Raw genomic sequence first — 13239 nt, 5'->3', positions numbered from 1 at the left:
CAACGGAACGCAGGCGAAATAGGGTCGTGCCTGCCGCAGCGGTAGATCTCGTTGCGCTGCTCGACCTGACTTCATCAAAAGATGCCACGCATAGATAGGAGACAGTCATGCGGGTTTCAAAGATCGGAAAGTCCCTTTCCAGGCTCTATGTACAGGTTCTGATTGGCATTGTCGCTGGCGTGCTCGTCGGCCACTTCTACCCTGACATCGGTTCTCAACTTAAACCACTCGGCGATCTGTTCATCAAACTGATCCGGATGCTGCTCGCTCCGATTATTTTCGCCTCCGTCGTGGTCGGTATTGCCCGCATGAACGATCTTCACGAGGCCGGGCGGGTTGGCGTCAAGGCAGTCGTGTACTTCGAAATTGCCTCGACGATTGCGCTTGTTGTCGGCCTCATCGTCGTGAACGTCATCAAGCCAGGCAGCGGTATGAACATCGACCCGGCTCATATCGACAGTTCCGCCATCGCCAACTACAGTCACGCGGCACAGCAACACAGCATGCTTGAATTCTTCATGAACATCGTTCCCAACAGTATCGTTGGGGCGTTCGCGAATGGAGAGATCCTGCCGATTATCTTCTTCTCGCTGCTGCTCGCGATATCCCTCGCGAAGCTCGGTCCCCGCACCGCGCCGTTCGTCGACATGCTCGACATGTTTCTTCAGGGCATGTTCGGGGTCGTGCGAATCGTGATGTACGTCGCGCCTATCGGTGCGTTTGGCGGCATGGCATTCACCATTGCCAAGTACGGGATCGGCACGCTGGCATCGTTTGGTCAGTTGATGCTGTGTCTTTACCTGACCTCGATCTTCTTCGTGGTCGTCGTGCTCGGCCTCGTCATGCGCCTGAGTGGCCTGTCGTTGTGGAAGTATCTCCGCTACATCAAGGATGAGATTTTCATTACGCTCGGTACGGCTTCGACTGAAGCGGTTCTCCCGCAGATGCTCATCAAGATGGAGAAGCTTGGCTGCTCACGCCCCGTCGTCGGCATGGTGTTGCCAACGGGCTACACGTTTAACGCTGATGGCACGGCAATCTATCTGACGATGGCTTCGATGTTCATCGCACAAGCGATGAATATCCATCTAACGATCTGGGATCAGTTGCTATTGCTTGGCGTGTTGCTGCTGACCTCGAAAGGATCGGCTGGCGTGGCCGGAGCGGGATTCGTGGCACTGGCAGCCACGCTCGCGACGATGCACAAAATTCCTGTGTCCGGGCTGGTGCTGCTGCTGGGCGTGGACCGTTTTCTCAATGAGGCGCGTGCGGTGACCAATCTTATCGGCAACGGGGTGGCAACCATTGTGGTTGCTCGTTGGGAGGGTGCGCTCGACATGAATCAAGCCCGTGCGATGCTCAACCGTTCTGACACGAGCCTCGAGGCCCTGTCGTCCATCGAGGATTCGTCGACGGGCCTCTCGCATCCGAACGAGACCGTTATCCGGCCTCACACTCAGTGAGTTGCCCCGAACGTCGCTGGAGTCGTGTACAAGGGCCGAGTTGACTGATGGACCCCGACAAAGAGCGAGAAAGCTTGGTGTACTTTCTCACTGGCCTATCCCAAATTGTCATACTATATGAGGTGCCAGCATGGGTTCGACTGCGTAGTTGCGAACGAGCGTTGGTGCAACAGGTGTCGCGCCTGTTGCCACAAGCGGCCAGCGGGTGTCGCGGGGTCCAGATTTCGCCATCCGACATTCCAGTCTTTCCACTCGGGCGAATATCCAGGTCGGGGCATCCATTGCCCGGGAATTTCGCCCTTTGTTACGGGAACCAGGAAAATGCAAACCCTCGTGAAAGCATTCGTTCGTGACGAACGTGGCGTGAGCGCCATGGAATACGCCGTTCTGGCCGGCATCGTGGTGCTGGCGCTGGGCGCCATGGCGGTCGCCTTCAATGACAACGCCAGTGCGATGTTCGCCAACCTTTTCACGCAAGCCTCGACCGCCCAGGGCAAGGCGTAATCCACGCGAACGGCAGATCGGACGCACCCGTTCAATGCCTTCCCAGCCGTTCCCCGGGGCTGGCACAGCCTCGTCCCCGATCCCGGCATGACGGTCGCGGCCATCGAGGATGATGCCTGGCGTTGGACCGCGTTGCCCACTCGTTTCCCCGCAACATTCGATAGGAACGAAAGCGAACGATCGTCCGGGCGGGTGTCGCTTAAAATTGCCTTATTCGACACTCTCCGAAGCCAATCATGCGCTCATGGCGGCTCGATCGTCCCAACCTCTCAGGACACCTGGATCTTTCCCGGGCGACGAGCCTGGTATCGGCCATTGGGTCCGATGATGCCAATGCATTTGCCGCGGAAGTCCTGAAGTTGTTAGGCGACGCCGCGGGCATCTCGCAGTGCACCGTGTTTGCGTACGAGTTCGACAATCGCCCTCGAACGGTCTCCGTGGCGGACCATCGCGGCGGCCGATACCTGCGCAATGTGGCGGATGCCTATGCCAGGACCTTCTACACGCTGGACGGGAACCAGACGATTGTCTCGGCGGCCCGTCCCGGGAAACTCGACCCGGCTGTCCTGCTCCACCAGCAAGGCATCGAAGACATCTCGCATGAGGGCTATCGGGCCGCGTGTTATCACCAGCCTGACGTGTCGGGCCGACTCTCCGTTTTACTGCAGCCGTCGCGCGACATCTGGCTCGCAGTCAATCTCTACCGCGACCGCAGGCGCGGAAATTTTCATCCGAGCGAAATCGCGCTGATCGAAGCCTTTGCCCCGCTCATCGCTCAATCCGCCAAGCATCATTACGCACTGTGCGGCCAGATTCAGGCTGGCATTCCGCAACTGATGCTGGCGCGCGTCCGTGGAATCTGCCCGGACTTATCGAAACGGGAACTCGATGTTCTCTGTGGTGTTCTGGAGGGTCGCACCGCGCAGGAAATCGGCGAACTGATGGGCGTCAAGGCCTCCAGCGTCGTGACCTATCAGAAACGCGCTTACCGCCGCCTCGGCATTTCGAGCCAGCGTCAGTTGTTCGCCTTGTGCCTGGCTCCCAGTAGCAACTGATCCCGCCCTGCCCCATCAATCCGACGTCGGCCGCTCGTGCGGTCATGTTGCGCAAGGGTTTCCCCTAGCCCATCTCGGCCTTCAAGTCGTACCCATTTTGGGGACAGCGCGCGCTGGCGGCGCTCCATACTCCATTCATCGCCCTACCTCGTCGCCCTGACTAGCCTGATGCGATTGCACCGAGTGCCTCGGCGCTCGACATAGACCTGATTCTGGAGACGACCTACATGGAAACGACCCCGTTGGCCGACCGCGGCCCACTTCCCGGCGGGCCGGCGAACGGTGCTGGACCGGATGCCTCACTGCAAGAGCAGCATGTCATCGCCAAGGTATCTCGACACCTGCTCTGGTTTCTCTTCACCCTGTTCTTCTTCTCGTTCCTGGACCGGATCAATATCGGATTTGCCGGACTTACCATGATGAAGGACCTCGGCCTTTCCGGCGTCCAGTTCGGCTTAGCCACGACGTTGTTCTATATCGCGTACATCGCGTTTGGCATTCCGAGCAACATCGTTCTGCCGCGCATCGGTGCGCGGAAATGGATCGGGACCATCATGATCGCCTGGGGCCTGGCATCCACGGCGACCCTGTTTGCTTCGAGTCCGGGCACGCTCTACCTGTTGCGCATTTTGGTCGGTGTGACGGAGGCCGGTTTTTTGCCGGGCATCCTGCTTTACATGACCTACTGGTTTCCAGGTGCATATCGCGCGAGAGCGAATGCCATGTTCATGATCGCCATGCCGGTGACGGCCGCGGTCGGCTCCGCGCTTTCGGGTTATATCCTGGCATTGGATGGGACCCTCGGGCTCAAAGGGTGGCAATGGCTGTTTTTTCTGGAAGGCTTGCCTTCGGCGATGCTGGGCCTGGTCGTATTCGCTTATCTGCGCGACGTTCCCGCAAAGGCAACCTGGCTCAGCGCGGATGAGAAGCGTACGCTCTCGCAGACGCTCGCGGCCGAGCACAAAGCCGATCCCGTGCCGCGCACGTCGGCAACTGAAGAAAGAAGCCTTGTCAGCGAACTCGTCTCCCCCACCGTCCTTAAGTTCGCGCTCGCTTATTTCTGTCTCGTCAACACGCTCGCCATGGTTGCGGTCTGGACGCCGCTGATCGTGAAGAGCTTCAGCGCCGACGCGAGCAATCGCACCGTTGGTCTCCTGGCTGCGATCCCGCAAATCTGCACGATCGCCGCAATGATCTGGTGGGGAAGGCGCTCCGATCGCAAGCAGGAACGCAGATGGCATCTGATGCTGCCGATGCTCTTCGCCGCCGCTGGCTGGCTCTGCACGGCTTACTCGACACATCCCGCTGTGCAAATGATGGGCATCTGTCTGGCGTCGGCAGGATCGTACACTGCCATGTCGATCTTCTGGACGACCCCTGATCACTCGCTGAGCTTCCGGGCCCGTGCCGTTGGCATTGCCGTAATCAACGCGACCGGCAACATCGGCTCGGCCTTGAATCCGCTGGTGGTGGGCTGGCTGAAAGACCTGACGCATGGTTTCTCGGCCGGATTGCTCTATGCAGCGGCATTGCTCGTGATTGGCGCCATTGTCGTCGCGGTGTTGCCGATTCAGTCCGAGCGCCCGCGCCGCGCAAGATTATCAAGCAACGCTAGCTAGTGCTTGTCGCCCTGATTGCGCGATCAGGCGACGGTGGGATGCCAGCCACGAAGGGCGACCCATGCATGGTCTCCAGCCCACTGATTCCAGAAATTCGTTAAGGAGCAAGCGATGGAATTCAAAACTTATCCCTTTAGTGCAAAAAAATATGCCGCCACGGTGCCAAAACTGGACAACGGCATCGAGACAAAGCGACATGCCGTGACGATCGTTGGCGGGGGTCCAGTTGGTCTGACGGTGGCCCTCGGCCTGGCCAACCATGGCGTTCCTTCCGTATTGATCGAAGCCGACGACTCCGTTTGCCATGGGAGCCGGGCCATCTGCATCTCGCGTCGGAGCCTCGAAATCATCGAGCGCCTAGGCGCTGTAGACGCGTTTCTGAAGACCGGGCTGCCGTGGACGGGTGGGCGCAGCTTCTACCGCGACGCCGAAGTACTGCACTTCAACATGCCGCAAGACGACAACCAGAAACTGCCGCCGATGGTGAACCTTGCGCAATATCACATCGAGCAGTTTCTTCTGGACGCCGCGCAACGGAAGTCGGATCTGATCGATATACGCTGGCAGACAAGGGTGACCGCCATCGATGCGCGCGCGGACGGCGCCACGCTCAAGCTTGCAACGGCCGAAGGCGACTATTCGCTCAATACCGACTGGGTCGTCGCCTGCGATGGCGGGCGCAGCACGATTCGCGAGGCGTTAGGTCTGCAGCTCAAGGGAACGAGCTACGAGGGCCGTTATGTGATTGTCGATATCGAGCTCGAGAGCGACCGGCCGACCGAGCGTCTTGCCTACTTCGACCCGTCGTCCAACCCGGGTTCCACCGTGTTGGTCCACAAGCAGCCTGACAATGTCTGGCGTATCGACTATCAACTGCGTGACGGCGAAGACGCCGAACGGGCAGTGAAGCCGGAAAACGTCATGCCGCGGGTGCAGAGCTTGTTGGACATGATGGGCGAGCGCGGCGCGTGGTCACCCATCTGGATCACGATTTACAAGGCCAATGCCTTGACCCTGGAGAGCTATCGTCATGGCCGTGTGCTGTTTGGCGGCGATGCAGCGCATCTGGTGCCGATCTTCGGCGTGCGCGGCGCAAACTCAGGCATCGACGACGCGGATAATCTGGCGTGGAAACTCGCCTTCGTGGTTCGTGGCCTTGCGTCCGAAGCATTGCTCGACAGCTATTCGGACGAGCGCGTCTTTGCCGCCCACGAAAATCTCAGTTACGGCACCAGGAGTACCGAGTTCATGGCGCCGCCGTCATTTGCCTTCGAGTTGATGCGCAAAGCCGTGTTGAGTCTCGCGATCAAGCATGAACGCGTGCGCTCCTTGATCAACCCGCGGCAGACTTCGGCCATCACTTATACCGCGTCGCCGCTCAATACGCCGGAAGCCGAGCCGGGCGCATTTGCGGCAGGTCCGGTGCCGGGGGCTGTGCCTGGAGAGTGTCCGCTGACGATCGTCGACGGCGGCAACGCGAGGGAAGCTCATTTGACAGACCTGATCGCCCCCTGCTTTACAGCTTTGCATTTCAGCGAAGACGGTCGGGTACCTGCGGAATTCACCGAACTCGAAGCAACACTTCGAGATGAGAAGCTGCCTTTCAAGCTGATACCTCTGACTTCGCATCTGCACCCGGAGACGAAAGGCGATCACTACTGGGATCATACGGGTCGACTGTTCGCCATGTACGGCGCGAGACGCGGCACCGTTTATCTGATTCGCCCGGATGGTCATGTACTGGGACGCTGGCATGCGGCAGCGGCTGCGGATATTGCAGCCGCCGTCCACCATGCGCTTCAAAAGTGATCAACGATTAATCCGATAAAGGAGAACGCCATGACCGACAGCGACCTCGACATTGTTTATACCAGGCTGTGCAAAACCCTCACGCAACTGGGCGAGCCGAACACCTCCCTGTTCCTCGCGCGTTTCGCGATGCTCGCAATCGACAAGATCGACGACCCGGCCGCCGTACTGAGCCTGATCGGCGATGCAAGCGAAGGGATGCCCGAGCAGGCGCCGGAGTGAGGGCGCCGGATGCAAGCGAGATCCGCATTGCCGTGCTTTTTGGCGATCGAAACAACGACGACACTCAACAATCGAATCGTGGACGGCGCCGATCATGTTGGCCTGCTTCGCACTTACGCGGCTGCTGCTATCCAGGCTCGCCGAAACACGAGGTGCACGGGTTGTCGTGACGTCCCGAGCTTCCCGTCGCGTAGACCGGCGCGTCCTCGCAACAGCCCAGCGCCGCATCGATTCGAACAGCTCATGCCTTGTGTGAGTCAGCGGCGGCTTGTGCCGTGTCGAGTCCAGGTAACGCCTCCCCGGCAACCACTCGTCAGAATCGGTGTCTGAGGCCCACGTTGACACGCGTTTGCGACGCCTTGCCGGCATCGATGTCGGTTGCGCCGATCACCGCCTGAGCGTCCCCTGCGCCGTTTTGTCCCGACGCGTGCGTGTAGCTGACGATCGTATAGATATCGGTCCGTTTGCTGAGCAGATAATCGGCACCGACGCTCACCTGGTGATAGCGCGCCGCCGAATCGCCAGATGACTTCAGGAAGTTATACGCCGCCTCTGCCAGCCACGAGGGGGTCACCTTCCACACGGCAAACGCCGAAGTATTCCGGTAAATCTCGGTGCGCGAGAACTTCGACGCCCCGTCAGCCAAATAACGCGAGTCGCTGTAATACGCGCCCACCGTGAACGCAGAGAACGCGTATTGCGTCGCGACACGCCACACGTCGATTGCCTTCGCGGAGGCGTACGCCGCGTTGACCGAACTGTTGAACAGCGTATCCGATGACGCGGTCCCGCGCGTCGACAACGTCGCATTGCCCCGATCCATGTGCAGATAGCCGCCCGCAAGCGTAAAGCCGCCCTGCCCGTAATTGAGCGCCGCGCTGTATGTCTGGCCGGACACGACGCTGCCCGCGACACCGCCGAATCCGTACATCATTTCGCCGCTCAAACCGAACCACCTGGGGCTTGCCCACTTCAACGCGTTGTTAAAGCGCGCGCTACTGTCGGCGTTGTCGACGTCGCCCGGCGACGTGAAGGTCTGTCCGAGATAGTTGTCGCCCTGCGCCGGCTGAACGAGGTCCGTCAGCGGATCGTAGATGCGGCCCATCGTGAGCGTGCCGGCCGTCGCGCTCCTCAGGCCGACATAACTCTGGCGACCGAACAGCCGGCCGCCCTGGTTCATCTTGCCGGTATTGAGGTTGACCCCGTTCTCAAGCTGGAAAATCGCGGACAGTCCGCCGCCGAGCGGCTCGACGCCCTTGAGCCCCCAGCGGGACCCCGACAGACTGCCGCTGATGAGACCGACCTGTGTCGACTTGCCGCCGCTGTTGTGCGTATAGACGAAGCCGTTATCGACGATGCCATACAACGTCACCGAACTTTGTGCCGATGCCGGAATGGCAAACCCGAGGGTCGCGACGATCAACGCCCCGTTGATAGCGGTGCTTGCAGCGCGCGTTCTGTTCATCATGAACGTCCAGTGAAGAAAAGTGATGATGCGGTCTGCGCACGAGACGCGCAGACCGGCCTGCCACGCGATGTGGCGAGTCGAGCGGAAGATGTCTGTGAGGTTTGGGGCAACGCTAGCCGCGTTGAACACGCAGCCGGCGCTTCATTCCCGACGGACGCTCAAAGGTATTTCAGCCACCAGATGTCCTTGCGACGCTGCTTGAGTTTCGCAAACCAGCGCACTGGCGGATACAGCGCGACCGCGAGGATCGCCCACCATAGCCAGATCCCCGCGAGGTTGTCGAAGCCGTAGTACTGCCCCTGGTTCGCCCCCCACACATGCACCGCAATCAGGTAGAGCGCCTTCAATACGTACAGGTGAAGCAGATAGAAAAACATCGGTGCGCCACCGAGTACAGCCAGCATGCTTGCAATACGCTGGTCCTGAAGCTTCTCGAAGCAGGCCAGCAAGATCAGGCCGAGTCCCAGCGTGGGGAGCAGAAACATCAACGACGGCGGGTACTTCGTCGCGCTCATGAAGCTCATGAACGTGCGCAGCCCGTCGCCCGCATGCACCCACGGCTTTTCGCCGTAGAAGTTCAGATAGCGGATCACGACGAAAGCCACCAGCACGCCAGCGCCCACCTTCAGCAGCCGCGACATGCGTTCGGCCGGGTCGACCTGTTTGGCGAACCACGGTCCGATCGCATAGCCGAGAAGGATTACGCCGATCCACGGCAAAATCGGATACGTGGTGCGTGCCCGCGTGATGCCGCCCAGGTCGATGAACACGCGCTGATGCAGGATCGACCACGGCACGAACAGCGGCGAATCGGGCCCGAGCGTGATTCCGTCGAGCAGGTTGTGCCCCGCGACGATCACCACACCGAGCGCAATCTGCCACTTGCGCGGCAGGTGCAGCAAAACCGACAGCGCGATCATGCACAGACCGATACACCAGATCACCTGCAGCCACAGCGTCTTGGGCGGAAATTCCGCGGTCCACGCGAAGCACACGAAGGTCAGTTCGAGAAACACGAGGAATATGCCGCGCTTGAACAGGAACGTGGAGGTTTCCTTCGGCGTATGCGACTGCCCATACAGGTACGCCGACAGGCCAGTCAGAAAGATAAACACCGGCGCGCAGATCTCGCTCACCATCCGCGTGAAAAACAACTCCGGCGCTAGCGTGAATGCATTCATCGGATCAGTTACCTGACGATGCAGAAAAAATGTCTCCCGCACGTGATCGACGAGCATGCACAACATCACGAAACCGCGCAGTGCGTCGATGGCGATCATCCGCGTGCGTGACTGCACTGCCGGCGTCGCGACGGACCGCGCGGCGGTAGCCGCGGGGCTGGATAAACCCGAAGAGATAGTCATTTGATCACCCTTGTCAGAGAGAGCATAGCGTTCAGGAAAGTGGCGGGCGCTTGCAGCCCGGCACCCGTTCAATGCCCGTCGGGGCGAAAGAGCTTTTCGTAGAAACCGCTGGTCTTCACCTTGATCGTTACGGTCCGGTCTCCGCGATTGCGCCAGTACCAGCTATGCGTGCCGTCGAACGGCGCGGTGAACGAGCCTTGCGCCGAAGTTTGATCGACATCTTTCCAGTAGCTGGTAAAGGCCTTGCCGGCATGCGGCCGTTCACCGTGCATCTCGACGTTGACCGGCCCGCCCATCGCGGCCCACTGGAAGATGTAGTGATCGCCTTTCTTCATCTGCGCCTTGATCTCGGCGCCCGCGTTTGGCGGCAGGATCAGTTCCATTTCGTCGCTGCGATACGCCGTCGCCTGCGAAATCGACTGGCGGTTCGGCACCGGCAGATCGCCTGCTGTTTGCGCCGGTGCAAGTGCCGGCATCGAATCGGCCGGCGGGTTTTTCGCGCCCATCTTCGTCAAGCCGAGCGCACCGCCAATCCCGGTAATGTCGATACCGCGTTCAGCAGGCAGGACAAACAGCCCGAGGATCACGAGCGCCGCGACCCCGGCGCCGAATGTCGCCTTCATCAGGCTCTGATTCGATACTTCGTATGTGCTCATGTCATGCCACCGTGGGAAAGAAATAGCCGGAGAGCCGAAAGCCGACGAGTACGAAGCCCGCGCTCATCAGCACCGCATTGGCGAGCAACGCGTGGCGCTGAAATCCCGGCGAACGGCGCCAGTACGTCATCGCGATCAGGATCATGCTGAGAGCGATCAACTGACCGATCTCGACACCGACGTTGAACGCGATGATGTTCGGCACCATGCCGTCGCGCGATATGGTCATTTCCTGGAGTTTCGTCGCGAGCCCGAAGCCGTGAAAGAAGCCGAAGATCAGCACGGCGAGACGCGGATTCGGCTCGAAACCCAGCATCTTTCTGAATGCGCCGAGGTTATCGAGCGCCTTGTAGACCACCGACAACCCGATCACCGCGTCGATCAGATACGGGTTCGCATTCACGTTGGCGATGACGCCGAACAGTAGGGTCGTACTGTGTCCGACAGCGAACAGCGTCACATAGCGTCCGACGTCCTTGAGCCGGTACAGAAAGAAAATCACGCCGAACAGAAACAGCAGATGGTCGTAGCCCGTGACCATATGTTTCGCGCCCAGGTAGATATACGGAATCAGATCGATACCGGTACTTCCCTCGATGAACGACTTGTCGTCGTCCGAGACGCCGTGTGCGTTGGCGAGCGCCGTCGTGCCGGCAAGCAGCAGCAACACGAGCGGGCTGCCGTATGCGAGCCGCGCCAACCACGCGCGGCAGAGCTTGCAGATGCGATTCATCCGCTGTTCCTTTGTTAACGGAGTTGAAGAAAGACGAGCATCGCCGACCGCCGATCGATCGCCCGCGGAACGCGTCCGGCTTCACTGCACCTTGAACCGCGCGCTTACCTTGGTCGTACCGTCGGCCATCGTCAGCAGCGCGGTGACGCGCGACCCAGGCGGCACCTCGACATCCTGCGAGCGAAGCTGATTGCCGGAGACAGCGGCGATCGGTGTTTCCTTCTTCGCGCCGCTGGCGGATGTCACGGTCAGCACGCCCTTGATGTTGCGGGCGTCGACCGGGGCGTCATCGTCGGTGACGAACAGTTCGACGGTGCGGTTTTTCGCGACCATTTCGACGGCGACGAGGCCAGCGTCGTCCATGATTCCCCCGTGCTGCGGCAAAGGAACGCCGTGCGCGACGGCCTGATTGATCGTGAACGCAGCGGTGGTGACGGCCAGGATGCGGGCGAGGTAGTTCATCGATGCTCCTTGTCGGATATCGGTTGGATTGGACGTTGCGGTGTTTGCGCGGCTGAAAGCGCCGCGAGCGATGCGGAGGCTGCGCGCCGAACGCTATTTCTTCGCGTTCAGTCGTGCGATCTCCGACGCGGGAAGCGTCGACGGAGCGCGCTTCATCGGCTCGGCGCCGGTCGGCTGATAGAAAGACAACGACGAACTGAAGCCGCGGACCGCGTATTTTTCGGTGACACCCTCGGTGTTGACTCGCTCGCCAGGTGTACGGTCGCGGTACTCGATGCCGAGTACATACATGCCTTTCCACGGCAACGCGAAAGACACCTTGCCTTCCCCGTCCGTGGTGCCGAGATAGTCCCAGCCACCCCACGACGACAGCGTGACTGGCTTGTTCGTCAGCGGCTCCTTCTGATAGAAGACCTGGAACTGGGCGACATTGCCCTTGACCACGCCCGTCGGCACGATATCGAGTTCGAGTTCCGGCTGGCGCGCGCTGAAATCGCCCACCCAGCGTGTAGCCGGGGTCCAGTAGCTATCGACCGCCGCGCCGTCGTCGTGAACCTTGAAGATCGGATACCTGGTGTCCACCGCGACGAAGGAGTCTCCTTTACCCGGCTTCTGCGCGACCGAAAAGCTCGCGCGTTGCAGTTTCATATCCAGCGGCTTCGCGCCGGAGTCCGAGAGCGACTGGCCGGCGAGCGCCTTGAAGCGGTCCATGCCTCCGGGCGTGACTTCCAGCATGTTCCTGTCGAACTCGCCGTAGTAGAACGTCATTGTCCTGTCAGGCGACTGCTCGAACCAGATCTGATGGGCGCTTGCACTCGCGGTACACAGCATCGATGCAGTAACGAAAGCAAGAGTAGAGACGGCCAGCTTCATTAAAGATTCTTCGTTGTTGGATGGCGTGAAGGACGCTCGAACCATCCGGGCGACCTTCGTTACGCCAGTCTGCAATCCACGCCATGCAACCGATGGCGCTATCCGTTTGATGAGGTGCGTCGTTCCTTTCAATGCACTTCCATGAAAGCGACGGATGAATTACAGCACCTGCATTTTTCGGATGATTTCGAAACACCCCGCGTCGATGCGTGGATATGTTGTTTTGGGCCGCCTGATTAGCGCAATATGCTGTTGCACACGTTTTGCGCGTGTCTTTCCCTGATGTGGAACAGCAGTGCTCGGCACCTGTGCATGGAGCGCGCGTGGAAGATGAAAAAGACCTTGGCGGGTGCTGCGTCGCGGTTGCCGGCGTTGCCGCACAGCGGACGGAGAAAACGAAAGGATCGTCCTAGCGGGAGCTAATACGTGATGCGAGAGTAACGGGAAGTACGTCCGCTCGCGGGCTAGATGAACTGGATCGTCACGGAGGCGAGCAGCATATACCGGCCCGCTTTCGCGATCAGCACCAGCAGAAGGAAACGTAGGAACGGCTCACGCATCACGCCGGCAAGCACCGTCAGAGGATCGCCAATGACCGGTGCCCAACTGAGTAGCAACGACCAATGCCCAAAGCGCTGGTAGGCACGCTGCGCGCGCCTGAGTTTGTCGTCGGAGAGAGGGAACCAACGTTTGTGACGCCACCGCTCGATGTATCGACCGAGCAGCCAGTTGACCACCGAGCCGAGTACGTTTCCAGTGGTGGCCACCAGCAGCAGCGCCCAGACCGGATACTTCTCGCTCAGGAGCAGCGCAACCAGCACCGCCTCCGATTGCAGAGGCAATAACGTTGCCGCGCCGAAGGCAGCCAGAAAGAGGCCACTGTATGCGGATATCGCCCACATGCCGGTGCCGAGCATCGGCTTAACCGGGCGCGGCGAGCGCGCCGGGCACTACCATCCTCGAGTACCCAGGCTCGAAGCCATCCGGCGCCGCAGGAAGGATCGCGCCACG

General features: G+C 60.2%; 13 protein-coding genes. 6 read left to right on the top strand and 7 right to left on the bottom strand.

Annotated features, from left to right (window positions below):
* Positions 1–107 precede the first annotated feature (107 nt).
* The 6 genes from dctA (at position 108) to ACOCG7_RS06575 (ending at position 6672) form a co-directional block, all read left to right on the top strand.
* Positions 108–1463 (top strand): C4-dicarboxylate transporter DctA, encoded by a 1356-nt coding sequence (gene dctA / locus ACOCG7_RS06600; RefSeq protein WP_421377323.1) that lies wholly within the window; start codon positions 108–110, stop codon positions 1461–1463.
* 321 nt (positions 1464–1784) lie between these two features.
* Complete coding sequence (locus ACOCG7_RS06595; protein WP_421377321.1) at positions 1785–1967, top strand: Flp family type IVb pilin; 183 nt, start codon at positions 1785–1787, stop codon at positions 1965–1967.
* A 236-nt stretch (positions 1968–2203) separates the two neighbouring features.
* Positions 2204–3022 (top strand): helix-turn-helix transcriptional regulator, encoded by an 819-nt coding sequence (locus tag ACOCG7_RS06590; protein WP_421377319.1) that lies wholly within the window; start codon positions 2204–2206, stop codon positions 3020–3022.
* Between the two features lie 227 nt (positions 3023–3249).
* The gene (locus ACOCG7_RS06585) at positions 3250–4641 is read left to right on the top strand and encodes an MFS transporter (RefSeq protein WP_421377318.1); all 1392 of its coding nucleotides are present in this window, start codon (positions 3250–3252) and stop codon (positions 4639–4641) included.
* A 111-nt stretch (positions 4642–4752) separates the two neighbouring features.
* Positions 4753–6450 (top strand): FAD-dependent oxidoreductase, encoded by a 1698-nt coding sequence (locus ACOCG7_RS06580; protein ID WP_421377316.1) that lies wholly within the window; start codon positions 4753–4755, stop codon positions 6448–6450.
* 30 nt (positions 6451–6480) lie between these two features.
* On the top strand, positions 6481–6672 hold the full coding sequence (locus ACOCG7_RS06575) for a hypothetical protein (RefSeq protein ID WP_421377314.1): 192 nt from the start codon (positions 6481–6483) through the stop codon (positions 6670–6672).
* 313 nt (positions 6673–6985) lie between these two features.
* Here ACOCG7_RS06575 and ACOCG7_RS06570 read toward each other — a convergent pair whose 3' ends face one another.
* The 7 genes from ACOCG7_RS06570 to ACOCG7_RS06540 all read right to left on the bottom strand — a co-directional run bounded on the left by ACOCG7_RS06570 (position 6986) and on the right by ACOCG7_RS06540 (position 13130).
* The gene (locus ACOCG7_RS06570; RefSeq protein ID WP_421377312.1) at positions 6986–8137 is read right to left on the bottom strand and encodes a porin; all 1152 of its coding nucleotides are present in this window, start codon (positions 8135–8137) and stop codon (positions 6986–6988) included.
* 161 nt (positions 8138–8298) lie between these two features.
* A complete protein-coding gene (locus ACOCG7_RS06565) occupies positions 8299–9504 on the bottom strand; it encodes a DUF1624 domain-containing protein (protein WP_421377310.1) in 1206 nt (401 codons plus the stop codon).
* Positions 9505–9572: 68 nt separating this feature from the next.
* A complete protein-coding gene (locus tag ACOCG7_RS06560; RefSeq protein WP_421377308.1) occupies positions 9573–10160 on the bottom strand; it encodes a transmembrane anchor protein in 588 nt (195 codons plus the stop codon).
* A 1-nt stretch (position 10161) separates the two neighbouring features.
* The gene (locus tag ACOCG7_RS06555; RefSeq protein ID WP_421377306.1) at positions 10162–10893 is read right to left on the bottom strand and encodes a HupE/UreJ family protein; all 732 of its coding nucleotides are present in this window, start codon (positions 10891–10893) and stop codon (positions 10162–10164) included.
* An 81-nt stretch (positions 10894–10974) separates the two neighbouring features.
* Positions 10975–11355 carry a hypothetical protein gene (locus ACOCG7_RS06550; RefSeq protein WP_073430230.1) on the bottom strand — a complete coding sequence of 127 codons (381 nt, stop codon included), beginning with the start codon at positions 11353–11355 and terminating at the stop codon, positions 10975–10977.
* 93 nt (positions 11356–11448) lie between these two features.
* On the bottom strand, positions 11449–12228 hold the full coding sequence (locus ACOCG7_RS06545; protein WP_421377304.1) for a DUF4198 domain-containing protein: 780 nt from the start codon (positions 12226–12228) through the stop codon (positions 11449–11451).
* A gap of 464 nt (positions 12229–12692) precedes the next feature.
* Entirely contained in the window at positions 12693–13130 is a 438-nt protein-coding gene (locus ACOCG7_RS06540; protein WP_421377575.1) for a YqaA family protein, read from the bottom strand.
* Positions 13131–13239 lie beyond the last annotated feature (109 nt).

It is taken from the genome of Paraburkholderia sp. DD10 (assembly GCF_049177125.1).
GTDB classification, from domain to species: domain Bacteria; phylum Pseudomonadota; class Gammaproteobacteria; order Burkholderiales; family Burkholderiaceae; genus Paraburkholderia; species Paraburkholderia terricola.
Note: the sequence above shows the minus strand (reverse complement) of the source record. Positions and strands in the feature narration are given on the sequence as shown.